This is a genomic window from Ideonella paludis (genome assembly GCF_018069865.1).
Taxonomy (GTDB): Bacteria; Pseudomonadota; Gammaproteobacteria; order Burkholderiales; family Burkholderiaceae_C; genus Ideonella; species Ideonella paludis.
Genome location: NZ_JAGQDG010000002.1, coordinates 562,092 through 587,570, shown reverse-complemented (window position 1 = coordinate 587,570; position 25,479 = coordinate 562,092). Strand labels below are relative to the sequence as shown.

22 protein-coding genes are annotated in these 25,479 nt (G+C 61.9%); 13 read left to right on the top strand and 9 right to left on the bottom strand.

Translation table 11 applies throughout. From position 1 onward, the window contains the following. The first annotated feature begins 16 nt into the window (after positions 1–16). From KAK11_RS07155 to KAK11_RS07110, 10 genes are all read left to right on the top strand, one after another. Entirely contained in the window at positions 17–4,075 is a 4,059-nt protein-coding gene (locus tag KAK11_RS07155; RefSeq protein ID WP_210807662.1) for an RHS repeat-associated core domain-containing protein, read from the top strand. Beyond that, a complete protein-coding gene (locus KAK11_RS07150; RefSeq protein WP_210807660.1) occupies positions 4,072–4,500 on the top strand; it encodes an Imm50 family immunity protein in 429 nt (142 codons plus the stop codon). The genes KAK11_RS07155 and KAK11_RS07150 overlap by 4 nt, the downstream gene beginning before the upstream one ends. Positions 4,501–4,824: 324 nt before the next feature. Continuing rightward, entirely contained in the window at positions 4,825–5,160 is a 336-nt protein-coding gene (locus KAK11_RS07145) for a hypothetical protein (protein WP_210807659.1), read from the top strand. 530 nt (positions 5,161–5,690) lie between these two features. Next, positions 5,691–6,587, top strand: coding sequence for an REP-associated tyrosine transposase (locus KAK11_RS07140; protein ID WP_210807657.1), 897 nt, complete (start codon positions 5,691–5,693; stop codon positions 6,585–6,587). A gap of 9 nt (positions 6,588–6,596) precedes the next feature. After that, a complete protein-coding gene (locus KAK11_RS07135) occupies positions 6,597–6,938 on the top strand; it encodes a hypothetical protein (protein ID WP_210807655.1) in 342 nt (113 codons plus the stop codon). 47 nt (positions 6,939–6,985) lie between these two features. Then, positions 6,986–7,333 (top strand): hypothetical protein, encoded by a 348-nt coding sequence (locus KAK11_RS07130; protein WP_210807653.1) that lies wholly within the window; start codon positions 6,986–6,988, stop codon positions 7,331–7,333. Between the two features lie 350 nt (positions 7,334–7,683). Further along, entirely contained in the window at positions 7,684–8,844 is a 1,161-nt protein-coding gene (locus KAK11_RS07125; RefSeq protein WP_210807650.1) for a type II secretion system F family protein, read from the top strand. Beyond that, positions 8,841–10,454 carry a GspE/PulE family protein gene (locus KAK11_RS07120; protein ID WP_246498510.1) on the top strand — a complete coding sequence of 538 codons (1,614 nt, stop codon included), beginning with the start codon at positions 8,841–8,843 and terminating at the stop codon, positions 10,452–10,454. Before KAK11_RS07125 ends, KAK11_RS07120 begins: the two co-directional genes overlap by 4 nt. Continuing rightward, positions 10,451–11,119: a hypothetical protein gene (locus KAK11_RS07115; protein WP_210807648.1), complete on the top strand. Its 669-nt coding sequence runs from the start codon at positions 10,451–10,453 to the stop codon at positions 11,117–11,119. Before KAK11_RS07120 ends, KAK11_RS07115 begins: the two co-directional genes overlap by 4 nt. Continuing rightward, positions 11,119–11,646 (top strand): hypothetical protein, encoded by a 528-nt coding sequence (locus KAK11_RS07110; RefSeq protein WP_210807646.1) that lies wholly within the window; start codon positions 11,119–11,121, stop codon positions 11,644–11,646. The genes KAK11_RS07115 and KAK11_RS07110 overlap by 1 nt, the downstream gene beginning before the upstream one ends. 2 nt (positions 11,647–11,648) lie before the next feature. On the opposite strand, the gene KAK11_RS07105 is transcribed toward KAK11_RS07110, so the two are convergent. Together KAK11_RS07105 and KAK11_RS07100 are read right to left on the bottom strand one after the other, a co-directional pair. Beyond that, on the bottom strand, positions 11,649–12,011 hold the full coding sequence (locus KAK11_RS07105; RefSeq protein WP_210807644.1) for a hypothetical protein: 363 nt from the start codon (positions 12,009–12,011) through the stop codon (positions 11,649–11,651). Positions 12,012–12,095: 84 nt separating this feature from the next. Beyond that, positions 12,096–14,105, bottom strand: a complete 2,010-nt coding sequence (locus tag KAK11_RS07100) for an ABC-F family ATP-binding cassette domain-containing protein (RefSeq protein WP_210807642.1) — start codon at positions 14,103–14,105, stop codon at positions 12,096–12,098. A 249-nt stretch (positions 14,106–14,354) separates the two neighbouring features. On the opposite strand from KAK11_RS07100, the gene KAK11_RS07095 reads away from it, so the two are divergent. After that, positions 14,355–14,750, top strand: coding sequence for a 4a-hydroxytetrahydrobiopterin dehydratase (locus KAK11_RS07095; RefSeq protein ID WP_210807640.1), 396 nt, complete (start codon positions 14,355–14,357; stop codon positions 14,748–14,750). On the opposite strand, the gene prmB is transcribed toward KAK11_RS07095, so the two are convergent. The 5 genes from prmB to dapC are packed head-to-tail and all read right to left on the bottom strand — an operon-like array spanning position 14,711 to position 20,076. Further along, complete coding sequence (prmB, locus tag KAK11_RS07090; protein WP_210807638.1) at positions 14,711–15,577, bottom strand: 50S ribosomal protein L3 N(5)-glutamine methyltransferase; 867 nt, start codon at positions 15,575–15,577, stop codon at positions 14,711–14,713. The genes KAK11_RS07095 and prmB overlap by 40 nt on opposite strands. 10 nt (positions 15,578–15,587) lie before the next feature. After that, the gene (gene dapE / locus KAK11_RS07085) at positions 15,588–16,739 is read right to left on the bottom strand and encodes a succinyl-diaminopimelate desuccinylase (protein WP_210807636.1); all 1,152 of its coding nucleotides are present in this window, start codon (positions 16,737–16,739) and stop codon (positions 15,588–15,590) included. 22 nt (positions 16,740–16,761) lie between these two features. Next, positions 16,762–17,928, bottom strand: coding sequence for a PilT/PilU family type 4a pilus ATPase (locus tag KAK11_RS07080; protein WP_210807634.1), 1,167 nt, complete (start codon positions 17,926–17,928; stop codon positions 16,762–16,764). Positions 17,929–17,985: 57 nt separating this feature from the next. Beyond that, on the bottom strand, positions 17,986–18,816 hold the full coding sequence (gene dapD, locus KAK11_RS07075) for a 2,3,4,5-tetrahydropyridine-2,6-dicarboxylate N-succinyltransferase (RefSeq protein WP_210807632.1): 831 nt from the start codon (positions 18,814–18,816) through the stop codon (positions 17,986–17,988). 51 nt (positions 18,817–18,867) lie between these two features. Beyond that, positions 18,868–20,076 (bottom strand): succinyldiaminopimelate transaminase, encoded by a 1,209-nt coding sequence (gene dapC / locus KAK11_RS07070; RefSeq protein WP_210807630.1) that lies wholly within the window; start codon positions 20,074–20,076, stop codon positions 18,868–18,870. Between the two features lie 94 nt (positions 20,077–20,170). On the opposite strand from dapC, the gene KAK11_RS07065 reads away from it, so the two are divergent. Next, positions 20,171–20,767 carry a DUF333 domain-containing protein gene (locus KAK11_RS07065; RefSeq protein WP_210807628.1) on the top strand — a complete coding sequence of 199 codons (597 nt, stop codon included), beginning with the start codon at positions 20,171–20,173 and terminating at the stop codon, positions 20,765–20,767. A gap of 68 nt (positions 20,768–20,835) precedes the next feature. Here KAK11_RS07065 and KAK11_RS07060 read toward each other — a convergent pair whose 3' ends face one another. Both KAK11_RS07060 and queF read right to left on the bottom strand, forming a co-directional pair. Then, a complete protein-coding gene (locus tag KAK11_RS07060) occupies positions 20,836–21,264 on the bottom strand; it encodes an SET domain-containing protein (protein ID WP_210807626.1) in 429 nt (142 codons plus the stop codon). A 17-nt stretch (positions 21,265–21,281) separates the two neighbouring features. Continuing rightward, positions 21,282–21,710 carry a preQ(1) synthase gene (queF, locus tag KAK11_RS07055; RefSeq protein ID WP_210807983.1) on the bottom strand — a complete coding sequence of 143 codons (429 nt, stop codon included), beginning with the start codon at positions 21,708–21,710 and terminating at the stop codon, positions 21,282–21,284. A 225-nt stretch (positions 21,711–21,935) separates the two neighbouring features. On the opposite strand from queF, the gene smc reads away from it, so the two are divergent. Further along, positions 21,936–25,451 (top strand): chromosome segregation protein SMC, encoded by a 3,516-nt coding sequence (gene smc / locus KAK11_RS07050; RefSeq protein WP_210807624.1) that lies wholly within the window; start codon positions 21,936–21,938, stop codon positions 25,449–25,451. Positions 25,452–25,479 lie beyond the last annotated feature (28 nt).

Below are 25,479 nucleotides of genomic sequence, written 5' to 3'. Positions count from 1 at the left end.
GTCTGGACACGCCGTCATGACACACATTCATAGTGCAATGCCCCAGTGGGCGGTGGCTGTGCTGCGCCAGAGCTTGGCTGCTGCTGCAGGTCTGAGCCTCGCCCTTTCATCAGCGCTGGCCCAAGCGCAACCCATCAGCCGCTCGGTCGCCTACACCTACGACCCGAACAACGGCCAGGTGCTGACAGAAACCGTGGACCCGGGCGGCACGCACTGTGCCAAGACGACGTTTACCTACGACGGCCAGGGGAATAAGAAGAGTGTGCTGGTGCAGTACTGCGGCAACAGTACCGATCCGGCTGTGGCCTTTGCAGACAGACTTACGCTCAACGACTTCACCAAACACGCCAGCGTAGGCGCATTGCCCACGGTGGCAGATGGCACGTTTTTGACCAAAGTCCAAACCGGTGTCCCCAATGCAGGCAAAGACGGCTTTCAACCTGAGTTGAGCCAGACCACGGCGTCCTACCACCCGGCCTACGGCGTGCCGCTGACCCAAACCGTCGTGGCCCTGGACAGCTCGGTCTACAACATTGTCAGCAAAACCGAACTCGACGCCCTGGGCCGCGTCAGCCGCGTCTTCACCCCCGTGGGGCGCAATGGCGACAACACGCTGACCTTCACCAGCACCGAGCAAAAGCGGGTCTACTGCACTGGGCCCCTTGCAGCCACGGGTGCTGAGCTTGCTGCCTGCCTCAAGCACACGCACACCGTTGAAGTCGCCGTTGCCTCCAAAATGCTGTTCACCAGCGATGGCGAGCCCACCAGCACCACCACCGCCACTGCGGTGTCGGCCTACTACATCGAGACCGTCCCCAAAGACAGCACAGGCAACATCATCGGTGCGCGCAGCCGGGTTCACTACGACGCCCTGCACCGCGAGATCGCCAAAGAAAGCGAAGCCTACGACAAGCAATGGACCATGAGCCTGACGGTCTATGACCGCCTGGGCCAAGCCGCGTCCAGCTGGTCTGGCTTTTATGGCCGCAACGCCGCCGGGCAGTTCCAAGCCCCGCCCGCCGAGCTGCGCCAATGGGCCGCCAAGCGCGACCTGGTGCACCGCCCCACCGAGAGCCGCCAATTCTTCCGCGCCGGTGCCGGTGAGGCCGCCAAAGAGCTGGCAGGCACAACGGAGTACATGGGCCTGAGCAGCAAGTCCACTACCCCTGGCCCTAACGGCGAGTGGCGGACCTCCATAGCCCACAAATACGGCAATGGCCAGATCGCCCAAACGGTAGACGCCTACGGTGCCACCCTCAACAACGCCTACGACGCCGTGGGCAACTTGGTCCAGACGCTGGACCCACTGGGTAACACCAGCACCATCACCTACACCCCAGGCACGGCCCGCTTCAAAGTGGCCATGAAGGACCCCAACCAGGGCCAATGGCAATACACCTACAACGCCTTGGGTGAGCTGGTTAAACAAAAGGACGGCAAAGGCCAAGAAACCACACTCGAATACGACCGCATTGGTCGTTTGATCAAGAAGAAAAACCCCACCCAAAACGGTGAGTGGTACTACAACAGAGACAAGGCCGGTCTCCTTTGCGCTAAGGGCCTGCCCAAGCTGTGCCAAACCATCGCGGGCAATACCAGCACCAGCAAGGAGATCACGAGCCAAACTCTGGCTTACGATACCCTGGGCCGTGGTACCAAGGCCACCGTCAATCTGGCCGACCGCACCTGGGTGTCTGAAAGCACCTACGACACCCTGGGCCGCCTGGCCACCCAAAAATACCCCACCGGCTTTACCGTGGGCTATGGCTATAGCGCATCCACCGGCAGCCGCCTGCCCGGCGTGCTGGAGCGGGTGTTTGACAGCACCACGGTCAGTACCACCTCGCGCCACTTCTGGCGCATAGACACCGTGCCTGCGGCCGAAGTGTTCAACGCCCGGGGCCAGCTGCAAAAAGCCCACCTGGGCAAAGACACGGGCACAGACGCCCAGTGGGTCACCCAAGACGACAAGTTCGACCCCATCTCTGGCAAAGCCTTTGCACTCACAGCGGCCAACCAAAGCGGCGTGGGCGCCCTGAACCACAACTACCGCTTTGACGAAGCCGGCAATGTGGTGATGCGCCAAAACTCTTTGATGGGCACCACCGAAAACTTTGTCCACGACAAGCTCAGCCGCCTGACCAACTTCACCATGGCCTCCACGGCGGATGCGTCGGCAGCCCGCACGGTAGAAGTGCAATACAACGCCATCGGCAACATCCTCTACAAGAGCGATGCAGGGGCCTACACCTACAACGCCAGCGGCAACAGCGCCCTGGCCCCCCATGCCGTGCAAGCCGTGAATGGCACCAACTATGTGTATGACGCCAACGGGGCGCTGGAAAGCACCACCGGCGCACAGGTGCGCAGCCACACCTGGACGGCCTTCAACCAGCCCGCCACCATGGCCTATCAAGGCCGCAGCGTGGCCTTCAAGTACGACGAGTCTTACAAGCGGGTGGAAGAGGTCATCACCAACGGCTCCACGGTGCGCACACTGCATTTGCTGCACCCGGACAACCAAGGTGGTTTAGGTTTTGAGCGTGAGGTCATCACGGTGGGCGGCAGCCGCACCCGCAACGAAAACCGGCACTACATCAGCGTGGGCGGGGCGGTGGTGGCAGTGGTCAAGACGCTCACCCCCGTCACCAGTGACCTGAACACCGGCGCACTCAACGGCAGCCTCTCCACCGCTGCGGCGGATGCCAATTTGGTGAACTACTGGCACAAAGACGCGCTGGGCTCCATCGTGGCCATCAGCGATAGAGACGGCAATGTCATTGAGAAGATGGCGTTTGACCCCTGGGGCCGGCGCTTGCAAGACACCGGGCGCTTGGTGGACGGCGTGAACCCGGCGCATGGTGACCGTGGGTTTACGGGGCACGAGCATCTGGATGAAATTGGCTACGTCCATATGAATGGGCGGATCTATGACCCGGTGTTGGGGAGGTTTTTGAGTACGGATCCCTACGTCTCAGATCCGAATGATTTGCAGCATTTCAATCGGTATTCGTATGTGGTCAATCGGCCGCTGATGTTGACGGACCCGAGTGGGGAGTTTTTGCCGATCATTGCCTGGAAGGTCATCGCCGTCGTGGCGGGTGCTGCGATGATTAGCGAGGGGAACAAGTATTGGAAGATGGTTGGCACCGTCTTGGTGACTTGGGGTTTAGGAACCCAGGGGGCTAACTATGGTGGGCCGGGCTTGATTGAGGTGGGTACTTCAGGTGCCATCGCTGGCACTGGAGCCAATGTTGCCGCAGGCTTCATAGTGGGCGGTGCGACCGGTGGGGCGGAAGGGGCTATCTTGGGTGCTGTCAGTGCCGGAGCGTTTGGGGCCATTGGCGCGGCGGATTTGCCTATTGGACAGGCCATGCTTGCTCATGCGCTGGTAGGCTGCGTTATGGGCGAGGCATCCGGAGGAAACTGCGGCCCTTCGGCGATGGCTGCGGCTGCAGGAAAGCTGACCAGTCACGCCATTGAGGTCAATATCCCTGCTTCGGAGAAGATACTGGGATTCGCGGCAACTGCATTGGCGGGGGGAACGGTATCTGTTATTGGTGGTGGCAAGTTTGCTAACGGGGCATTGCAGGCGGGGTTGGGGTATTTGTTGAATCAGGCGACGAGCGCTGACTCTTCGGCTGACTTTCAAAGTCGCACCGTTGCTCTGCGTGCAGCACTCTCAGATGCTGGTGTAAGTTGGCGAGATTCGATGTCGCAGGTTCGTGAGGTTCAACTGTATGACAAGGGTGAGGATGGCTCTGTTCGTCGTCCGCTAGTTCGGGCGGACGGGACACCAGTTCGAGTTCTTGAGTATAAATTTGAAACTGCAAATGGAAGAATTGTTGTTACTGATCATGCCGCAGGGCATATGGTGAATGGGCGGTTCGTTGAAAAAGGACATTTCAACGTTATGAAAGAAGTTGACCTTCCTGATGGGAAGGTTGAGCGAGTAAAAGTACCAGGTGTAAAGCCTCATTATAACTTCCAGTCTGTTCCAACGATCAACAGGTTCTATAGGTATTATTATGTTGGACCAGGTGGAAAATTGACTCCAAGGGGTGCCGGGGAATGAATATTTCGAATTGGCTAAATACGTCAAGTTGCGTTGAAAAGATCGCATCTATATTTGGGGGTAGTGTACCTCGCCTCGATGAGTTGCTGTTTGATCGAATACAGTTGGAACAGAATGGAAATGTCTCCATGTTTCTAATTAAAAAAACTCTACCGCCAGAAGCGCCCATGAAGTGGTTCATTAAAAATCATGACGCCATTCAAATAATTTTGGAGTTTAGTGGAGTACGGAAAATTTCTGTTGCTGCTAATTTCGGAGAGCAGTATCATGCCCAATATTGCCAGATTCGATCCTGGGTCCAGGAGTCGAAATTTTTCGAAGTAAAAGCTGAAGATCTATGTGTTACTCTTGAATTTGCATTTTTCAATGTGAGGTTTGCCCCGTTTTCGCTTCAAGATTCAGAAGACCTGCCGATTACATTGTGAAGCGGGAAATCGGAAAAATCGGGGTCGAAAAATCGGAGCGAAAAACCGGGGTCAGGTCTTTAATTTAAACCCCTGATCGCCTCGTTCTCACCACTTCCCCAATCCACCAGGACATCCATCCAGTGAGCCACCACTCCCATCAACCACTCAGCCATGGCGGCGGCGGGCGTTTGAACGCTGCGGCCCCCATGGGCCGTGGTTGGTCGCGCGCTGGCCGTGTACTCACGCGCCACCGCTCGTGCGAAGACGGGGTCAGGTCTTTAATTTAAACCCCTAAGTCCGGCAAGCGAAAATCGAGGTCAGGTCAATAGGAGTGCTCAGATCATGTCTGTTCAAAAGATAGTCGCGGTTCTTTTCGTTTTGGTGGGTCTCTTGCTGCCGCCGGTTTCCGCTCGCGCAGCGGTAGATTGCTCTGGGAAGGTCACTCAAGTCTATAAATGGCACAACATGGGTGCGCTGTCCATGCGCGTGAAGTTGGCAGACGGCACGGTGACGAATTGGATTGGGTTGCCCAGCAAGTCTGATGAGGCTGCCGCGTTAATGGCATTGGCTGGTGCAAAGCCGGTTTATATTTATTGGGCACCAAGTGACGTGACAAAGTGCGTGGACGGCTGGGACCACAATCGAGCGCTGAATGGGTATTTTGTCGTCATGGAGTAGCGTAGCACTTCAGCGAGATTTTTTACTAGGTGCGTGATGATTGTTTGTTAAAAAATTTATTTGAAAAGGTGGTTGATGTATGAATCTAAAGAGATTCTGGTTTACTATTCTCTTTGCTACCGTGTGTCAAGCATCGCAGGCCGAGCAAGCCTTTCTTGGTGAAAGACTGATCAAGACTTATTGGTTGGAAAATTCGTCCTATTTGGTGGTGACACCAACACAGCCTTTCGATACTGCTAATGGTTGTGATGTTAAGACTTCAGCGATTATTTCTGTCTCTGAGCCACATTTTAAGTACGTGATGGCGACGGTGATGCAATCGATGGCCACGGGAAAGAGTATTCAGATCTATGCGGTTGATTGCTTTACAGCTTGGGGGAGTAGGTACCCAAGGATCGTCAACATTGGAATGGGTGGCCCCTTTTAAGATGCAATGACGAAACATGATTTCGTGTGCCAGGGCGATGAATTGAATTCCTAAGTCGAGTAGTTTTCAATCGTTTAATCGAGGCTGAGCGCGAGATCGATCAATGTCACGCCCTTTGCGCATTGAATTCCCAGGCGCGCTTTATCACGTCACAGCGCGCGGGGATAGGCGTGAGGACATTTTTGAAGACGATCACGATAGAGCTTGCTTGTTAGATGTTGTTGCGCAGGCGACTGAGCGGTTTGACGCGAGTGTGTTGGCTTATTGCTTGATGAGTAACCACTACCATTTCGTGCTCCAGACGCAGCAAGCCAACCTGTCATTGCTGATGCGGCATATCAACGGTGTGTATTCGCAGGCCTTTAACCGGCGTCACCATAAGGTGGGCCATGTGTTCCAGGGGCGGTTCAAGGCGATTTTGGTGGACAGAGAGACTTATCTGATGGAATTCTGTCGATACGTGGAGTTAAACCCGGTTCGGGCCGGCATGGTGCCGGTGCCAGAGGCTTGGCCGTGGTCGAGCTATCGCGCGCACACAGGCTCGGGGGAGGTGCCTGCCTGGCTGGATACCGCCTCTTTGTTGGCGTTTTTGTTGGGCCAAGAGCCAGCCATGGGGCACGAAGTGCAGCGGGCTCAGGCGCTCTACGGTGAGTTGGTGGCGGCGGGGCGCGATGCACCGCTGTGGGAGCGCAGCCTGAACAAACAAATCTACCTGGGCGACGACCGCTTTGTGGCGCATATGCAAGCCCAAGGCAGCCCTAGCGCGCTGCGCAATAGCAGTGTGCCCCGGGTGCAAAGGCAGTCGGCGCGCACGCTGGCCGATTGGTTGGCGGTTTGCCCCAGCAGGGAAGAAGCCCTGTGGCGCGCGCATGTATCCAGCGGCCTGACCATGACCGCACTGGCCAAAGAGCTGGGGCTCAGCGTGGCCCGCGTCAGCCAGCTCATTGCCAAGGCAGAAGCTGACAGCAAAAACACTCATCCATCATCGGTGCCTCATTAAGGAGTGAACATGAACAAGCGAATCTTGAAGAACACTTTGGCTGCGGCTGGTGTGGCGCTGGCTTATCTGCCGCTGGCGCAAGCCGGCTGGACCCAAGAGGTTAAGGTCAAGTCAGTGGTGGTAGTGTCGTCGGGTGGCATCAACGTGGCGGTTGAGCCCGCACTCAGTGGCTGCACTTCTCAAAGCGGCTATGGCGCCCGCTATGCTTCCATTTACCCCAGCCACCCTGGCCTGAAAGCCATGCATGCCAATTTGCTGCTGGCCATGAATTCAGGCACTTCTGTCCGGCTGTATCTCACCGATCCTCAATGCACCGTCGGGGAGATGGTGTTGGGGGAGGCTTTGTGGTAGACGTTTGCCATTAATCAATGAATTGAAATGGATTCTGAGAAATCTCTATGAAAAAATATCTTTCAATTGCGTTGTTGCTAGCTGGTTTTAATGCTGGCGCTGCTGACTTATGGTGCCAAGGTAAGGTTTCCCGGGTATTGACTTACTCCAGTGGCGAACTCATGATAACTTCGTCATGGCGGGGAGATTGGACAACCATTTGCAATGTGGAGACTCCTAGGGCAGGCATTCCTGTTGGCGTTTGCAAGAACTGGTATTCACAACTCAGTGCGGCGACGGTTGCCGACAGAGAGGTCATTGTTTATTACTCGGGCGTCCCAGATGGCATTTCTTGCTCGAACTTGGGCACTTATGGCGGTGCACCTGTGCCGGGGTATGTGTCGCTTTCCAAGTGAAGTCTATTTTTTGCTCACTCTACCGGCCGTAAAATAGAGTTGGCCACCTTGCAGGATTCATGAATTAATCTCCAAGATTTTGCTATTGACTCATTGATCTCAAGCTGTGGGGGCGGCTCAGCGTTGATTCAGGAAGCTCTGGTGTTGCGTCTGTGCTTACTGCGTAAGTGCCGGCAGCCTGCGCTTTTGAGACTGGGCAGTTAACGAGGGAGGATCCAGGTTCGAAAGGGCCCCGTTTTGCCGCTAAAAGCGGCACCACGTTCCATCTCGGATTCATACGAATTTGCTTTCAACCCCGGTAGGTCATTTTGCAGTTCCAAGCCCGCGTCCTCGACCCCAAGGCCTCTGCCGTGATCCTGCGCCCCATTGAGGCGCCCGATGAGGCGGCAGCGGGCATGGCGCTGCAAGCGCAAGGCCTGACAGTTCTGGGCTTGGAGCAGGGAGCCTCGCAGGGTGGGCAAACTCAACGCGCTGCGCCGTGGGAAGTGGCTTGGTGGTGCCGAGAGCTGCGCACCTTGTTGCGCTCTGGCATGACGGTTGTTGAGGCCATCGACACCATGGGCTTGTCGGCTGAGCCCCACTCCACTCGGGCGGAGGTACAGCAAACCTTACTGGGCTATCTGCAGCAGGGGCAGGGCTTGTCGCAAGCCATGCTGAGTTGTGGGCGTTTCCCGGCGGTGCTGGTGGCCAGTGTGACGGCGGCCGAGCGCAGCAGCAAGCTGGTGGAGGCGCTGGACGATTATTTGCGCTATGACGAGCTGCTGGAGCGGCTGCGCCGCCAGGTGGTGAGTGCGGCCATCTACCCGGCCTTGGTGGTGGGCTTGGGGGGGCTGATCACCTTGTTTTTGTTGGGCTTTGTCATTCCCCGCTTTTCTCGTATTTATGCGGACATGCCCCAAGAGATCAGTGGGCTGACTCAAGCGGTGCTGTGGCTGAGCGGTGCGCTGCAGGCCCAGGGCTGGTGGTTGGCGGTGGCGGCGGCGTTATCGGCGTTTGGCCTGGGCTGGGCGGCTCGCCAAGGCTTGCTCAAGCATTGGCTATTGGCAGCAGTGTCCCGTGTGCCTTGGCTGGCCCAAGAGTGGGGTCAGTTCGGTTTGGCCAGGCTGTACCATGCGCTGGCCTTGATGTTCCGCGGGGGCTACCCGCTGAGCGAGGCCTTGCAGGTGTGTGAAGGCTTGGGCTTGAGCCCAGATTTGCAGCGGGGCGTGGCCCTTGCGCGCTTGGAGATTGCCAAGGGCTGCGCCGTGGCTCAGGCCTTTGCGCACGCTGGCTTGGCAGATGCCGTGACCCAGCGCCTGCTGGCCGTGGGCGAGCGCGCCGGCGGTTTTGACACCGTGCTGCAAACCGTGGCAGACCGGCATGCCTTACGCTTCACCACTTTTGTGGAGCGGGCCACCCGCATTGCTGAGCCCTTGTTATTGCTCTTGGTGGCACTGGTGGTGGGCGGCGTGGTGGTGATGATGTACATGCCTATTTTTGACATGGCTGGCCAGGTGGGGGTGGGGCGTTGAGCACTTCTGTACCCACGCCGCACAAACCGCTGCGCCAGCAGTGTGAAGAGGCCCGGGCGCAGCACAAAGCGGGTTCGGGCGCGGTGCTGGATGTGCTGCTGCGCGCGCAGCCAGATGCCGCACTGTTGGCGGCCCAGCTCTGGGCCCAAGAGGGGATCAAAGTTTGGGTAGATGAGCCGGGCTGGCAGGCCAGTTTTGAGCACTGGGACCCAACCATGGCGCGCCAACACCATGCCGTGGTCTTGGTGAACGAGGCGCGCAGCAGCACCCGCTTGGCCCTTGAAGACCCATGGGACGAAGGCTTGGTGCAGCGCCTTGCCGCGCGGCTGGGCCAGTGGCCGGAGGTGGTGGCTGTGACCCGCGCCCAGATGAGCCTGTGGCTGGAGCCCGGTGCCGCCGAGCAGGTCCATACGGGCCAGGGGCCTGAGGTGTCCGGCCCGGTGGTGAGCTTTGTGGACGACGCGCTGGTGCAGGGCTTTCGGGGCGGTGCTAGCGACGTGCACTTTGAGTGCGACCGCCAAGGCGTGACCGTCAAGCTGCGGCTGGATGGCGTGATGGTGCCCCATGCGCATATGGATGGCCCGCAACGTGCCCAAGAGGTGATCTCCCGCATCAAGGTGTTGGCGGCGCTGGACATCACCGAGCGGCGCGTTCCGCAAGACGGGCGCTTTAGGCTGCAGGTGGGGGGTGTGATGGTGGACTTGCGCGTCTCCATCATGCCCAGTGTGCACGGTGAAGATGCGGTGCTGCGGCTGCTGGATAAGTCTCAGCTTCGTGGGCAAGAGGCCAGCGTGTCTCTCGCGTCATTGGCCTTTGCACCTGCCGCCGCTGATGCCGTGCGTGCGCTCGCTACTTTGCCCAGTGGCATGCTCTTGGTGACGGGGCCTACCGGCAGTGGCAAGACCACCACCGTGTATGCGGCGCTGTCAGAGATCAACACGGGGCTGGAAAAGATCATCACCATTGAAGACCCGGTGGAATATGAGCTGCCGGGGGTGCTGCAGATCCCCGTCAATGAGCGCAAGGGTTTGACGTTTGCCAAAGGCTTGCGGTCCATCTTGCGGCACGACCCAGACCGCATTCTGGTGGGTGAAATCCGGGATGCCGAAACCGCTGAGATCGCGGTGCAATCCGCCTTAACAGGCCATTTGGTGTTCACCACCGTGCATGCCAACAGCATGGGCGATGTGGTGGGGCGCTTCAGGCACTTTGGTATTGATATGTTTGGGTTTATGTCGGCGCTCAATGGGGTGGTGGTGCAGCGCTTGTTGCGCCGCTTGTGCCCACAGTGCCAGGGCTGGGGGCCGCCAAGCAAGGCCGAGCTGCACTGGGCCGAGGCTCACGGGGTGGCCTTGCCGCAGGTGCCCGTTGCCGTGGGCTGCCCTGAGTGCCGCCAAACGGGCTATAAAGGGCGCTTCGTGGTGGCAGAAGTGCATGCCGTGGACGACACGCTGAGAGATTTGGTGACCACCCTGGCACCGTTGTCGGCCTTAAAGCACCATGCGGTGGCGGCCGGGGTGCTGTCTTTGCAAAGCCAGAGCGCTTACTGTGTGGCAGAGGGCAAAACCACGGTGGCCGAGGTTCGGCGAGTGATAGGCTTAGCCGCATGATGCAGCAGCTTTATGTGGCCCGCTCCGAAGTGGCCTTAGGTGGCCAAGCGCCTGTGCAAGTGCCTTTGTCTGCGGGGCCAGAAACAGTGGTGGCGGCCGCTCTGGCATTGCTGGGCAAGCCTGCAGGCCGTGGCTGGCGGCGGCCCAAGCTGCAAGTCTGGCTCAGCGCAGGCTGGTGCCGCCCCCTGTTGGTGCCCCAGGTGGCCGGGCTCCAATCGTGGGCAGAGGCCGAGGCCCTGGCCTTGGCCCAAGCGCAAACCCAAGCCGCCGTGGGCCTGGAGGGTGGCGCGACGGTGTGGCTGAACGGCTGGCCTGGGGATGGCCCGCAACTGGCTTGCGTGGCGAGTCTTGCCTTGTTGAATGCGCTCCAGAAGCAGACGCAAGCACTGGGTGTTCAGTTGGCGGCGGTTCGGCCCTGGTGGACAGAAAGCCAGACTACGCAAGGCACTGAGCAGGGGGCTGAGCCCACGCTCTTGCTGGCGGAATGCCCCGACGGCGTCACGCTGCTCAAGGGCGACAATACCCAAGTGAGCTGGGCCAACACCTGGATACCCGCACCCAAAGGTGCGGCGCGAGACGCCATGCTTCAGCGCTTGAGTCTGAGTCATTCTGAGGTGCCCGTTCAATCAGCCCAATGGAACCCGGCTCGGGCGGGAAGCTTGTGATGGTGCGCTTGGACATCAACTTTGTGGCCCCCGCCAAACCCGGCCCTTGGGCTTGGGGGCTTGTGGCCATGCTGGCCTGTGCAGCCGCAGGGGCGGCCTGGAAGGCGGCAAGCCTGCAAGATGACTTGGCGCGCCAACAGGCTTTGGCGGCCAGAGCCAGCAGCGAGCAGAAAGTACAGGTTCAAGCCCCTCCAGCAAGACCGGCAGCCCCTTATGACGAAGCGGCCCGCTCTTTCATGCGCCATGCGCAATGGCCTTGGCCAACAGCACTGGCGGCGCTAGAGGGCAACCTGACGGCAGGTGTCACCCTCAGCGCCCTGGAACTCTCAGCCACAGACGGTTTGGTCAGGCTGGAGGTGCGAGCCCCCAGCTACGACCTCTTGTTGCGTTGGCTTCAAGAACAAAACCTTCAGAGCGAAGGTCTGAACCCCGCCTGTTGGCAATGGACGCTGACGGAAGCCACCTACCAACCAGGGGGAGAGATTTGGGCGAGGGTGCAGGGGCGGTGCGCAAGCCAGGATCTATGAAATCAGGGCATCGTGACGTAAGTGATGGTGCATTCAGAAGTGCCCGGCAACAACCGAATATTCACGTTACGCGAAGACAGTTGGGCTGCGAGCAATGTCGAATAAATCACTTTGAAGTTCGGTAGAGTGCCTGGGAGCTTCAAGAGGCTGCCACCCGGAGGCACGCAGGTGAGGCTAGACACACTGCTGTTGACCCCGACATACGCATCGGTGCCGTCGACATACAGCAAAGTCGTTTTGACATCGGTACACGCACCGGGATCGGTTTGGGAGTTGCTGGCGCATGCTGCCTCCACGTTGGTACTCACAGCTAGTCCTGCGACGACGATGGCAGCAGCAAGGTCGTGAAAATGACTGATCGGCAAGGCACTCTCCTCAGTTTGATAGCTTGATCCCGGAGTCTAGTGGCGCGACTTGCGTTGTGGGCGAGGTACTTTCCTTAGGCAGGTTCAGCCGGCGGCTTCGATCGCCTCGATCTCGCCGGTCAGCTCCAGCCAACGCTCCTCCAACATCGCCACTTCGGCGGCGATGTGGTTGAGGCGGCGGCCGGCCTCGGCCATGTCGGGGCCACTGAGGGCCCCGGCCACGATCTGCGCTTCAATGTCACTGCGCTCTTGGCCTAGCTTTTCCATGCGCTGGTCCACCGTGCTCAGCTCATTGCGCAGGGGTCGGGTCTTGGCCGCCAGTTGCTGGCGGGCGGCGGCCGAGGCCTTGCGGTCCGCGTTGCGCGGTGCGGGGGCGGCTGCAGGCGCTGCGGCAGCCACGGGTGCCGCTGCAGGGGCCGGCTTGGCAGCAGCAGCGGCTGCCTTCTTGGCGCCTTTGCCATTGGCCTCGTTCAGAGCGCGTTGGGCCTCGCGGCTGCGCTCGACCAGCCACTTTTGATAGTCGTCCAAGTCGCCATCAAAGGGCTTGAGCGCGCCATCGGCCACCAGCCAAAACTCGTCGCAGGTCTCGCGCAGCAAGGCCCGGTCGTGGCTGACCAGCATCACCGTGCCCTCAAACTCATTGAGCGCCATAGAGAGCGCTTCACGCGTGGTCAGGTCCAGGTGGTTGGTCGGCTCGTCCAGCAACAGCAGGTTGGGGCGCTGCCACACCAAGCTGCCCAGCACCAAGCGTGCTTTCTCGCCGCCCGACAAGGTGCCGATGACCTGGTGCACCATCTCATCCACAAAGCGGAACTGGCCCAAGAAGTTGCGCAGCTCTTGCTCGCGTGCGTCCATGCCAAGGGTCTTGGCCAGGCGGGTCATGTGCTGCAGCGGAGTGTCGTCGGCATGCAGCAAGTCCATCTCCTGCTGCGCAAAATAACCAATGGATAAGCCCTTGCCCTCGGTCATGGTGCCCGCCAGGGCCGGGTGCATGCGCGCGATGGTTTTGACCACCGTGGACTTGCCTTGGCCGTTGGCGCCCAAGATGCCGATGCGCTGGCCGGCCAGCACGGTGCGGTTGATGTTGTGAACAATGGGCTTGTCGCTGCCGTCTGGGTTGGCCTTGGCATACCCGGAAATGACATCGCTCATCGCCAGCATGGGGTTGGGCAGGCTTTGCGGTTCGCGGAACTCAAAGGTGAAGTCGCTGGCCGTGAGCACCGGCGCCAGCTTTTCCATCCGGGCCAAGGCCTTGACCCGGCTCTGCGCCTGCTTGGCCTTGGTGGCCTTGGCCTTGAAGCGGTCGATGAAGTGCTGCAGGTGGGCAATGCGCTCTTGCTGCTTGGCGAAGGCGGCGGCTTGGTGCTCCATGCGCTCGGCGCGCAGTTCCTCAAAGGTCGTGTAGTTGCCGCCGTAGCGCGTCAGCTTGGCGTCTTCAAGGTGCAGGGTGACCCGGGTGATGGCATCCAAAAACTCGCGGTCATGGCTGATCACCAAGAGCGTGCCCACATAGCGGCTGAGCCAGTTTTCCAGCCACACCAGGGCGTCCAAGTCCAAGTGGTTGGTCGGCTCGTCCAGCAGCATCAAATCGGCCGGGCACATCAGCGCGCGGGCCAGTTGCAAGCGCATGCGCCAACCGCCCGAGAAGCTGTTGACCGGGGCTTCCAACTGTTCGCTCTTGAAGCCCAAGCCCATCAGCAAGGCCTGGGCGCGGGCCCGGGCGTCAAAGCTGCCGGCTTCTTCCAGCGCCACATAGGCTTCAGCCATGGCATTGCCGTCATCGGCGGCCAGGGCCGCATCCAGCGCGGCCTGGGCGCGCATCAGCGGCATATCGCCTTGCAACACAAACTCGGTGGCCGAGTCCTCGGTTTCAGGCATGGCCTGCGCCACTTCGGTCAACTGCCACTTGGGCGGCATTTCAAAGTCGCCGCCGTCGGCCTGCAGCCGCCCTGCCAGCAGCGAAAACAAGCTGGACTTGCCCGCGCCGTTGCGGCCAATCAGGCCCACCTTTTCGCCAGGGTTGAGGGTGACAGAGGCGCTGTCCAACACCACTTTGGTGCCGCGGCGCAGGGTCAGATTGCGAAGGGTGATCATGCCGAAGAGTTCAGGAGCGAATGCAGCCAGACAGGTGCTGGTGCACCGAAGCAAGCGGGTTGGGAAGAGGGCCGCGTCAGGCACCCCGCGCGGTGAGCTTGTCGGCGGTGAAGCCAGTGGCCCCGAGGCCAAGCGTGGCGTGGGGCAAGCTGGGGCGGATTATCGGCTATCGTGGCCGCACGACGCGCAGACCGAAAAGGACGCAAGCTGCGGACTGCGCAATTTCAAGCCACGGACGAGGACCTTGCCATGTCTGCCACCCACTCTGAGCGGCCCCGCCTTGCAGCGTTGTGCGACGAGGAAGTGGCCCGAGCCTTGCCAGCGCTGCCCGATTGGCGCGTGGTCACGCTCGGCCCTTGTGGCTCTTCTGGCTCTGATGCGAGTGGGGCGCCCGCGCGGCAAGGCCTGCAGAGGTCTTGGCGCTTTGCCAGCTTTCCGGAGGCGATGGCTTTTTTGCAGACTTTGGTGGAGCCCTTGGAGGCCCTGAACCACCATCCTCGCATCGAGAGCAACTGGCGTGAGTTGACCCTGACGTTCACGACCTGGGATGCCGGCCAAAGGCTCACTGCCTTAGACATGGAGGCTGCCTTGGCCGTGGAAGCGCTCTATCTCAGCAGCGCCTCTCGCTCCACCAACAGCACCTGATCATCCCCCGCGCTGGTGCTGAGCCACATCACGTCGAGCGTGGGGAATGCCGCTTCAAAGAACGGCCGCTCGTGGCCGATCTCCAGCACCAGTACGCCGTGCTCGCTGAGGTGCTGGGGCGCTTGGGCCAAAAGGTGGCGGATGAAGTCCATGCCGTCATCGCCGCCGGCCAGGGCCAACTCGGGCTCGGCCCGGTATTCGGCGGGCAGCGCAGCCATGGAGGCGCTGTTGACGTAAGGGGGGTTGCAGAGGATGAGGTCGAAGACCGCGTCACCCACGGCCGCGAGGCCATCACCTTGGGCCAAGCGGATGCGATCGCTTAAACCATGGCGCTGCACATTCAAGGCGGCGACGGCCAGGGCGTCGGCGGAGAGATCGGCGCCGGTCACCTGGACATCCGGCCAGGCCATGGCCGAGAGCACGGCCAGGCTGCCGTTGCCGGTGCAGAGGTCCAGCACCTGCTGGGTGTGTTCACCGAGGAAGGTGTCGATGCTGCCCTCGGCCAAGCATTCGGCGATCAAAGATCGCGGCACGATCACGCGTTCATCCACCGTGAAGGGCACGCCTTGCAGCCAGGCCTCGCCCGTCAGGTAAGCGGCGGGCTTGCGCGTGCTGATGCGCTGGCTCACCAGGTCGCTGACGCGCTGCTGGTCTGCGGTATTCACGGTGCTGTCAGCCACATCATCCAAGGCGTCGAGCGGGTGTTGCAGCGCCCACAGCACCAACCAGGCCGCCTCGTCAAAGGCATTGGTGGTGCCGTGGCCAAATGAAACGCCCGCCTCGGTGAGGCGGGCGGCTTGGGTGTTGATCAACTCGATCACCGTCATGGGGATGCTTTCATCGCGGGCTCAGCAGCGCTTCAAGCGTGCGGCGGTAAATGTTCTTGAGCGGCTCGATGGCGTCCACCGCCACATGCTCGTCGATCTTGTGGATGGTGGCGTTCACCGGCCCAAACTCCACCACCTGGGGGCAGACCTTGGCGATGAAGCGGCCATCGGACGTACCACCCGTGGTGGAGAGTTCGGTCTGCAGGCCGGTCTCGGCGCGGATGGCCTCGCTCAAGGCCGTGACCAAGCTGCCCACCGGGGTGAGGAAGGGCTCGCCGCCCAGCACCCAATCGACCCGCCATTGCAACTGGTGCCTGTCCAGCACCCGCGCCACACGGTCCTTCAAGCCCTGCGGGGTGGAGGCGGTGGAGAAGCGGAAGTTGAAGTCCACTACCAGCTCACCGGGGATCACATTGGTGGCACCGGTGCCAGCGTGGATGTTGGAGATTTGCCAGGTGGTGGGCGGGAAGTACTCGTTGCCCTCGTCCCAAGCGATGGCCGCCAACTCGGCCAAGGCCGGGGCTGCCAGGTGCACTGGGTTCTTGGCCAACTGGGGGTAGGCCACATGCCCTTGCACGCCGGTGACGGTGAGCTTGCCCGAGAGCGAGCCGCGGCGCCCGTTCTTGATGACATCGCCCAAGCTGTTGACCGAGGTCGGCTCGCCGACGATGCAGGCATCGAGCTTCTCGCCCCGCGCTTGCAGGTGTTGCACGACCTTGACCGTGCCATCGACGGAAGGGCCTTCTTCGTCACTGGTCAGCAAAAAAGCAATGCGGCCGGTGTGCTGAGGGACGGCACGCACAAACTCCTCGGCAGCCACCACCATGGCGGCGACCGAGGTCTTCATGTCGGCGGCTCCACGGCCGTAGAGCTTGCCGTCGCGGTAGGTGGGCACAAAGGGCTCGCTGTGCCATTGGGCCAGCGGGCCGGTAGGCACCACATCCGTATGGCCGGCGAAGACAACTGTGGGCCCCGCCACACCCGAGTCATGGACGGCCCACAGGTTGTCCACCCGGAAGGTGTCCGGCCCGAAGGGCAGGTGTTCGCAGACAAAGCCCAGGGCGGAGAGCCGCTGGGCAATCAAGGCTTGACAGCCATGGTCGGCAGGGGTGACGGAAGGGCGGGTGAGCAGGTCTTCGACCAGACGCAGCGTGGCGGTCATGAGTGAGATGCAGCAAGCAGGCTTAGCGTCGGTAAGGCACGGTGCCGGTCTCGGGCACCACATCCAGCGCAATTTCGGTGAAGGATGGGCTCTCCGGCTCCGGCTTGGGCGGCACGATGCGCGAGGTGGGCTGGGCTTCGTTTTGCAGGCGCCACAAGAGATTGGTCGGCGAGTCAGCGTATTGCAGGCCTTCCTCTTGGGAGACCACCTCTTCGTGGATCAGCCGAGCGATGTCTTCTTCAAAGGTCTGCGAGCCTTCGGCCAGCGAGCGCTCCATCGCGTCCCGCACGCCGGCAAAGTCGCCGGCTTCAATCATCTCGGAGACCAGCTTGGAGTTCAGCAGCACTTCCACCGCTGGCACGCGGCCACCCGCCGTGGCCCGCAGCAGACGCTGCGAGACGATGGCTTTGACGGCGGCGCCCAAGTCGGCCAGCAAGGCCGGACGCGCCTCAGGGGTGTAGAACGACAAGATCCGCCCCAGCGCATGGTGGCTGTTGTTGGCGTGCAAGGTCGCCAGCACCAGGTGGCCCGAGAGCGCATACGAGATGGTCTGTGTCATGGTCTCGCGGTCGCGGATCTCACCAATCATGATGCAGTCCGGCGCCTGGCGCAGCGCGTTCTTCAGGGCCACATGCAGGCTTTGGGTGTCGCGGCCCACTTCGCGCTGGTTGACGATGGAGCGCTTGTTGGAGAACAAGAACTCAATCGGCTCTTCAATGGTCAGGATGTGGCCCGAGAGATGCTGATTGCGCCATTCCAGCATCGAGGCCATGGTGGTGCTCTTGCCGGTGCCGGTGGCGCCCACCATCAAGATCAAGCCGCGCTTTTCCAAAGCCAGGTTGGAGAGAATGGCCGGCAGGTGCAGGGTGTCGATGGACGGGATACGCACCGGGATGCAGCGAATCACCGCGGCCACCGACGCCCGCTGCTTGAAGGCCGAGAGCCGGAAGCTGCCGACCTTTTGGATGCCGAAGCCCATGTTCAGCTCACCCTCTTGATCCAGCTCTTCCAGCTGCAGGGGCGTGAGGATCTCGGCCAACATGGTCCGCGGGTCTTGCGGGGCCAGCACATGGTCGGTGACGGGCAACAATTGCCCGTTGATCTTCAGCATCACCGGCGCATTGGCCGAGAGATACATGTCCGAAGCGCCTTTTTCGGCCATCAGGTGCAGCACACGTTGCATGTTCATGGCGATGTTCTCCGGGGCTTGTGGAAAAGGGTCAAAAAGGCGCTGGACAGCAGGCGCTTAGTCGCGCAGCAGCTCGTTGATGCTGGTCTTGGAGCGGGTCTGTGCATCCACGCGCTTGACGATGATGGCAGCGTACATGCTGTAGTTGGCACCGTTGGCAGCCTTCTTGGGCAAATTGCCGCTGACCACCACCGAGCCGCTGGGGACGCGGCCGTAGCTGATCTCGCCGGTGGCGCGGTCGAAGATGGGGGTGGATTGGCCAATGTAGACGCCCATGCCCAGCACCGAGTGCTCTTCAACGATCACGCCTTCCACCACTTCCGAGCGTGCGCCGATGAAGCAGTTGTCTTCGATGATGGTCGGGTTGGCTTGCAGCGGCTCAAGCACGCCGCCAATTCCGACCCCGCCCGAGAGGTGCACGTTCTTGCCAATCTGGGCGCAAGAGCCGACGGTGGCCCAGGTGTCCACCATGGTGCCTTCGTCCACATACGCACCGATGTTCACATAGCTGGGCATCAGCACCGCACCCTTGGCGATATAGCTGCCACGGCGGGCCACGGCCGGGGGCACCACGCGCACGCCGGCGGCGGCGACGTCCGACTCCTTCATGTGCGAGAACTTGGTGTCGACCTTGTCGAAATAGGTCAGGTCGCCCGAGCGCATGACCTTGTTGTCGTTCAGGCGGAAGGACAGCAGCACGGCCTTCTTGATCCACTGGTGCACCGTCCACTGGCCCACGCCCTCGCGGGTGGCCACGCGCAGGCGGCCGGCGTTCAGGTCCGCGATGACTTGGTTCACCGCCTCACGCACCTCACCATGGGTGCTGGCGTTGATGGTGGTGCGCGACTCCCAGGCGGTGTCGATCAGGGCTTGCAGAGGATGGGTCATGGTCGTGTGGGGAAGGGAGAGCAGAAAAAGAGGAGGTTCGCGGCGCGGCCATCAAGCGGCGCAGCGAGCCGCATAGTCTTGTGTGAAGCGCACCATGCGTTCAGCGGCTTCGCGGCATTCATCGATCTCAGCCACCAAAGCCAAGCGGATACGCCCGGCACCAGGGTTGAGGCCATGGGCCTCGCGGGCCAGCAGGCTGCCGGGTAACACCGCGACATTGTATTGAGCCAGCAACTCCAGGCTGTAGCGCACATCATCCCCGCCGGGCACGCCGGCCCAGAGGTAGAAGGCCGCATCGGGCAGGGCCACGTCCAGCACTTGGGCCAGCATCGGCGTGACCTGGACAAACTTGGTGGCGTAGGCGGCGCGGTTGGCCACCACATGGGCCTCGTCGCGCCAAGCCGCCACGCTGGCCATTTGCACGGTCTTGCTCATGGCGCTGCCGTGATAAGTGCGATAGAGCAAAAAGGCTTTGAGGATGTCGGCATCACCCGCCACAAAGCCCGAGCGCAGGCCTGGCACATTGCTGCGCTTGGAGAGGCTGGTCAATACCACCAGGCGTTTGAAGTCATCGCGGCCCAAGGCCTTGGCCGCAGCCAGCGCGCCCAGTGGCGGCTCATCTCCAAAGTAGATCTCGGAATAGCACTCGTCCGAGGCGATCACAAAGCCATGGCGGTCGCTCAGCTCAAACAGGGTTTTCCACTCCGACAGCGGCATCACCGCGCCAGTAGGGTTGCCAGGCGAGCAGGCATAGACCAACTGCGTGCGGGCCCAGGTGGCCTTATCCACCTGGCTCCAGTCGCAGGCAAAGTTGCGTTTCGGGTCTGAGTTCGCAAACGCCACTTGGGCGCCGGCCAGCAAGGCCGCGCCTTCGTAGATCTGGTAGAACGGGTTGGGGCACAGCACGGTGGCCCCAGGCTGGCTGGCGTCGATCACCGTTTGCGCCAATGAAAACAGCGCTTCCCGCGAGCCCTGCACCGGCAAGACTTGGGTCTTGGGGTCCAGCTTGACCCCATAGCGGCTCTGCACCCAATCGGCACAGGCCTCGCGCAGCACGGGCTCGCCTGCCGTGGCAGGGTAGTTAGACAAACCAGGCAGGGCGGTGATCAGCGCCTGCTCCACCAAGGCCGGTGCCGGATGGCGGGGCTCGCCCAAGCCCAAACTGATGGGCTTGTAGGCCGGGTTGGGAGTGATGTCGCGGGTCAGCGCACGCAGGCGCTCAAAGGGGTAGGCGTTCAGCTGGCCGAGCAGGGGATTCATGGTGGCGGGATTATCCGACACCCATCCGGTTTCTCTGGCCTATGGCTGCATGAATTGCCCACTGCCGCGGCCAGCAATGCGGCATGATGCGCAGATGAACCCTTTCACGCACTGGCCGAGACCCGGCATCGTTGCTCGGTCCCGCCCATCGCGTCTGTGGGGCCTGGGCCTGTTGGGCCTGATCGCAGCGCTCGGCCAAGCCCCCTTGGCACAGGCAGCCCAGCCCAAACCGGCAGCCCCCGCGCCCACCGGTCCAGAGCGCTGCGAGGCCAGCGGCGGCCGCGCCGTGATCTGGAGCTTGCGCACGCCCCTCAAAGAGCCAGCCCGCGCTCAGTTTGACCAACGCGGTCGCCTGCCGGCGTGCGAGTGGCGCGCGGCCGATGGCTCCAAGCTGGGGTTGTCGATGCGCACCTTGGCGGCTGTTCAAGCGTCACAAGCGGTGAAGGCTTGGCTCAAGCCGGTGGCCTTCGATGCCAAGGGTGGGGGCAGCCCCGCCGCGCATTACTGCGTCCAGATCGGTGGCACCAGCACCACCATTGTTCATTGGGGCGCGCGGGGCGCGGCCGCCGGTGAGATGGGCCTGTGCCTGTTTGCCGACGGCTCTGCCATCGACGACTGGGCCTTGTTCTACAAACAAGGCGGCGACTTGCGCGGCAAGGACCTTGCCACCTTGTGGCCTGAAAAGTCTTAGGGCGGAGCTGTAGAAGCCCCCGTAGAGGCGCGCGCCTCGATGGCTGCGAGGGGCTTTTCAGCGTTGCCCTAGAGCTTGCCCACGCAGCCCGGGGCGCCACAGCGGCAAGTCAGCCGGCCTTCGTGGTGGGTTTCACCGTAGTTCACGGTGATCTCTTCCTCGGGCGCAATGGGCTTGATGGACCAAAACTCAATCCGGCCATCGCGAATGCTCAGGCGACCATTGGGCTGGCAGGAGTGGTTGGTGAAGCGCATGGGGTCGGTGGAGGCGGCCAGATCAACCGCGGTCTTGTGCGAGACCTCGACGATCATGATGCGCTCCAGGGTGGCGGCGCGGCGGCGGCCTTCGGCCACGCTGATGGTCTCGCCGCGCACCTCACCGATCTTGCGGTTCTTGGGCACGGGCTCGGTGGCAAACACCCCAAAGCCGTCGATGGCGCTGCGCCGTACCGTGACCCCGTACTTTTGATAGGGCTGAAGCTCAAACAGCGCACCCATCGTCTAGCCCCGCCCGCTCAGCGCAGGCCGGTGGCGGTGGGCAGGCTGGGCGTGGGCACCACGCTGTCGCCCTTGAAACCCTTTTTGCGGTGCTCGACCACCACATTGGTGTAGATGCCGCCGCGCACATACCAACGCGCGGTGATGCGGGCATAGCGCGGCTGAGTGGTGGCCACGATCTTGCCCAAGATGTCGTTGGTGACCTTTTCGTGGAAAGCGCCTTCGTCGCGGAAGCTCCACATATACATCTTCAGGCTCTTCAGCTCCACACAGAGCTTGTCGGCCACCATGTCAATGGTGAAGTGCGCAAAGTCGGGCTGGCCGGTCAGCGGGCAGTGGCAGGTGAACTCAGGCACCTGGAACTGGATCAGATAGTCGCGCTCGGGCGCGGGGTTCGGAAAGACATGCAGCTCTTTGGAGGGGCGGCTCGGCGGGTTCACCGGCATCTCACGTTGGGCGGGGGCGGCAGCAGTTTTGGTCTTGGGGGCGCGGGCCATGTCTTGAGCTTGCGAATGCAGAGGGAAGAGGGGGTGGGCGCGATGGTATCATCCTTGGCTGACGTGTGTGTCGCCGACGAGGCGATTTCTGCATACAAATCAATGACTTAGAGCCGAGATGGCGGGCCTGCCCAGGGAGGCGGCCCTTGCTGGACTCGTGCCACTCAGGTTTTCATGCGGCTCAATCAAATCAAGCTCTCGGGCTTCAAGTCCTTCGCCGAACCCACCACGTTCCAACTGCCGGGGCAGCGGGTGGGGGTGGTCGGCCCCAACGGTTGCGGCAAGTCCAACATCATGGACGCGGTGCGCTGGGTGTTGGGCGAGTCCAAGGCCAGTGAGCTGCGCGGCGAGTCCATGCAGGACGTGATCTTCAATGGCTCCGGCAACCGCAAACCCGCCAGCCGCGCCAGCGTGGAGCTGGTGTTCAGCAATGAAGACGGCCGCGCGGGCGGCAGCTGGAACCAGTACGCTGAGATTGCCGTGAAGCGCGTGCTGACGCGAGACGGCACCAGCAGCTACTTCATCAACAACCAGCCCGTGCGTCGCCGTGACGTGCAGGATGTGTTCTTGGGCACCGGCTTGGGGCCACGCGCCTACGCCATCATCGGCCAGGGCACCATCAGCCGCATCATCGAGTCCAAGCCCGAAGAGCTGCGTTTGTTCCTGGAAGAAGCCGCCGGCGTCTCCAAGTACAAAGAGCGCCGCCGCGAGACGGAAAACCGCCTGCGCGACACCCGCGACAACCTCACCCGCGTGGAAGACATCCTGCGCGAGCTCAACGCCAATCTTGAGAAGCTGGAGCGCCAGGCCGAGGTGGCCAGCCAATACCGCAGCCTGCAAGACGCGGGCACGCTCAAGCTGCACCAGCTTTGGTTCTTGAAGCACCGAGATGCGACGAGCGAGGGCGAGCGTGTCCGCTTGGCGCACCTCGAGGCCACGAATGCCCTGGAAGCCCGCTTGGCCGAGCTGCGCCATGTCGAGGCAGAGCTGGAAACCGTGCGCCAAGCCCACTATGCGGCGTCTGATGCGCTGCACTTGCGCCAAGGCGATTTAGCGCAGGCGCAGTTGGAGGTCTCTCGCCTCGAAGAGCGCATCCGCTATGTGGTGGAAGGCCGGCAGCGCGCCGAGGCCCGCTTGGCTGAGCTGCAGTTGCAGAACAACCAATGGGCCGACCGCAGCGCGCAGGCCCAAGGCGAGCTGGAGAGCATTGCCGAGCAGATGGCCACGGCCGATGAACGCTCGGAATTGCTGGCCGCCCAGGCCGAAGAGCAGGGCATGCAGCTGCCCAACCAGGAAGACGCGGTGCGCGCCGCCCAGGCGCGCGCCAATGAGCAGCGCGCCCAAGTGGCGGTGGTGCAGCAGCAGATCCAGGTGCTGGCGGTGGAGAGCCGCAATGTGGAAGAGCAAAGCCGCAGCCTGCGCACGCGCCGTGAGCGGCTGGCGGCAGAGCGCAGCGGCTTGGCCGCCCCCGACACCGAGCGCCTGAGCGCGCTGCGGGCCGAGGGCCAAATGGCCGATGAGCTGCTGGCCGAGGCGGAAGGCCGCTTGGGCCAACTCAGCGATGAAGTCCCGCAGCTCGATGAGCAGCGTCGCCAGCGGCAGGTGGCCGTCAGCCAAGAGTCGGCCAAGCAGTCGGACCTCAGTGCTCGCCTTGAAGCCCTGCGTGCCCTGCAAGAAAAGGTGCAGACCGAAGGCAAGCTCAAGCCTTGGCTGGCCAAACATGGCCTCGACACCCTGCCGGGTTTGTGGACCCATATTCACATTGAGCAGGGCTGGGAAGTGGCCTTGGAATCCGCCCTGCGCGAGCGCATGAATGCGCTGGCGGTGGGGCGGCTGGACATCGTGCGGGCCTTTGCGGCCGATGCGCCGCCGGCCAAGCTGGCCTTCTATTCTCTGCCGCAGGCGGCCGTCGCTGACACGCACCAGACCCTGCCTCGCCTCTCGGATTTGCTGCGTTTGCACGACGCCGGTCTCAAAGGCTTGCTGACCGATTGGCTGGAGGGCGTCTACACCGCCAGCAATCTCGATGAGGCGCTGGCCCAGCGCAGCCGCCTGACCCATGGCGAGGTCATCATGACCCGCGAAGGCCATGCGGTGTCGCAGTTTGCGGTGAGCTTTTATGCGCCCGACTCCGAGCAAGCCGGCATGTTGGGCCGCGCGCAGGAGATCGAAAACCTCGACAAGCAACTGCGGGCCCAAGCCCTGATTGCCGAAGACAGCCGCGTGGCCTTGGTGCGGGCCGAGGCCGCCTACACCGAGGCTTCGCAGCGCCTGGGCGTGGCGCGCCGCGAAGCTGCCGAGGCCCAAACCCGCGCGCATCAGTTGCAAGTGCAGGTCTTGCAGCTCAGCCAGCAGGCCGAGGCGGCCAGCAGCCGCCGGGGCCAACTGGATGATGAAATCTTCGAGATCGACGCCCAGATGGAAGAGCTGGCCGAGCGCCGCATGACTGGCGAGGCCCGCTTTGAAGAGCTGGACATGCAGCTGGCGACCACCCAAGAGCGGCACGCGGACCTGGAAGAAGCGGTGATCCAGGCCGAGCGCAAGCTGGCCGAAGCGCGAGAGCAGCTGCGCACCTTGGAGCGGCAAGCCCAGGAGTCGCAGTTCCAGGCCCGCGCTTTGGTGGCGCGGCAAGCAGAGTTGCAGCGCGCGATCGAAACCGCTGAGCTGCAAATGCGCGCCAACCAACAATCGGGCGAGCAACTGCAGCTGGAGCTGGGCAGCTTCAACGACCAAGCCGCTCAAGCCGGCCTGCAAGACGCGCTGGCGCTGAAGGTCGAGAAAGAGCAAGCCCTGGCTGCCACGCGCAGCGAGTACGACGACCTTTCTGCACGGCTCAAGGCCGCTGACGAGCAGCGCTTGGCCTTTGAGCGCAGCCTGGAGCCGCTGCGCGAGCAGCTCACCAAGCTGCAGTTGGAGCAGCAAGCGGCGCAGCTGGGCGGGGCGCAGTACCTGGAGCAACTCACGGCCGCCGAGGTCGACCTGGAGGCTTTGGCCAAGAGCATCGAAGACAGCGGCGTCAAGCTTTGGGGCTTGCAGGGCGAGATCGACCGCATCAACCGTGAGATCGCTTCGCTGGGGGCTGTCAACCTGGCCGCGCTGGATGAGTTGACCGCCGCTCGCGAGCGCAAGACCTTCCTCGACTCGCAAAACGCCGACCTGACCGACGCCATCAACACGCTGGAAGACGCGATCCACAAGATCGACCTGGAAACCCGCGACCTGCTGATGAACACCTTCAACCAGGTCAACCAAGGCTTTGGCGCCATGTTCCCCAAGCTCTTCGGCGGTGGGCAAGCCAAGCTGATGATGACCGGCGACGAGGTGCTGGACGCCGGCGTGCAGGTGATTGCGCAGCCGCCGGGCAAGAAGAACTCCACCATCCACCTGCTCTCCGGCGGCGAAAAGGCCTTGACGGCCATCGCCCTGGTGTTTGCGATCTTCTTGCTCAACCCGGCCCCCTTCTGTTTGCTGGACGAAGTGGACGCGCCGCTGGACGACGCCAACACCGAACGCTATGCCCGCCTGGTGGCCGAGATGTCGGCCGGCACGCAGTTCCTCTTCATCTCGCACAACAAGATCGCGATGGAAATGGCCGAGCAACTCATCGGCGTGACCATGCAAGAGCAGGGCGTCTCCCGCATCGTGGCTGTGGACATGGATGCGGCCGTGGGCTTGATGGAAGCGGGCTGAGGTAGGCTCTTGATTCAGACACACAAAA

What these genes read in the sequence shown, in the direction of transcription:
- KAK11_RS07155 (WP_210807662.1), top strand. Translation starts at nt 17, where the DNA reads ATGACACACATTCATAGTGCAATGCCCCAGTGGGCGGTGGCTGTGCTG.
- queF (WP_210807983.1), bottom strand. Translation starts at nt 21,710, where the DNA reads ATGCCGGTGAACCCGCCGAGCCGCCCCTCCAAAGAGCTGCATGTCTTT.
- prmB (WP_210807638.1), bottom strand. Translation starts at nt 15,577, where the DNA reads ATGACGGTGATCGAGTTGATCAACACCCAAGCCGCCCGCCTCACCGAG.
- KAK11_RS07135 (WP_210807655.1), top strand. Translation starts at nt 6,597, where the DNA reads ATGAACAAGCGAATCTTGAAGAACACTTTGGCTGCGGCTGGTGTGGCG.
- KAK11_RS07110 (WP_210807646.1), top strand. Translation starts at nt 11,119, where the DNA reads ATGGTGCGCTTGGACATCAACTTTGTGGCCCCCGCCAAACCCGGCCCT.
- dapC (WP_210807630.1), bottom strand. Translation starts at nt 20,076, where the DNA reads ATGAATCCCCTGCTCGGCCAGCTGAACGCCTACCCCTTTGAGCGCCTG.
- KAK11_RS07115 (WP_210807648.1), top strand. Translation starts at nt 10,451, where the DNA reads ATGATGCAGCAGCTTTATGTGGCCCGCTCCGAAGTGGCCTTAGGTGGC.
- dapD (WP_210807632.1), bottom strand. Translation starts at nt 18,816, where the DNA reads ATGACCCATCCTCTGCAAGCCCTGATCGACACCGCCTGGGAGTCGCGC.
- KAK11_RS07140 (WP_210807657.1), top strand. Translation starts at nt 5,691, where the DNA reads ATGTCACGCCCTTTGCGCATTGAATTCCCAGGCGCGCTTTATCACGTC.
- KAK11_RS07100 (WP_210807642.1), bottom strand. Translation starts at nt 14,105, where the DNA reads ATGATCACCCTTCGCAATCTGACCCTGCGCCGCGGCACCAAAGTGGTG.
- KAK11_RS07150 (WP_210807660.1), top strand. Translation starts at nt 4,072, where the DNA reads ATGAATATTTCGAATTGGCTAAATACGTCAAGTTGCGTTGAAAAGATC.
- smc (WP_210807624.1), top strand. Translation starts at nt 21,936, where the DNA reads ATGCGGCTCAATCAAATCAAGCTCTCGGGCTTCAAGTCCTTCGCCGAA.
- KAK11_RS07145 (WP_210807659.1), top strand. Translation starts at nt 4,825, where the DNA reads ATGTCTGTTCAAAAGATAGTCGCGGTTCTTTTCGTTTTGGTGGGTCTC.
- KAK11_RS07130 (WP_210807653.1), top strand. Translation starts at nt 6,986, where the DNA reads ATGAAAAAATATCTTTCAATTGCGTTGTTGCTAGCTGGTTTTAATGCT.
- KAK11_RS07080 (WP_210807634.1), bottom strand. Translation starts at nt 17,928, where the DNA reads ATGAACATGCAACGTGTGCTGCACCTGATGGCCGAAAAAGGCGCTTCG.
- dapE (WP_210807636.1), bottom strand. Translation starts at nt 16,739, where the DNA reads ATGACCGCCACGCTGCGTCTGGTCGAAGACCTGCTCACCCGCCCTTCC.
- KAK11_RS07060 (WP_210807626.1), bottom strand. Translation starts at nt 21,264, where the DNA reads ATGGGTGCGCTGTTTGAGCTTCAGCCCTATCAAAAGTACGGGGTCACG.
- KAK11_RS07095 (WP_210807640.1), top strand. Translation starts at nt 14,355, where the DNA reads ATGTCTGCCACCCACTCTGAGCGGCCCCGCCTTGCAGCGTTGTGCGAC.
- KAK11_RS07065 (WP_210807628.1), top strand. Translation starts at nt 20,171, where the DNA reads ATGAACCCTTTCACGCACTGGCCGAGACCCGGCATCGTTGCTCGGTCC.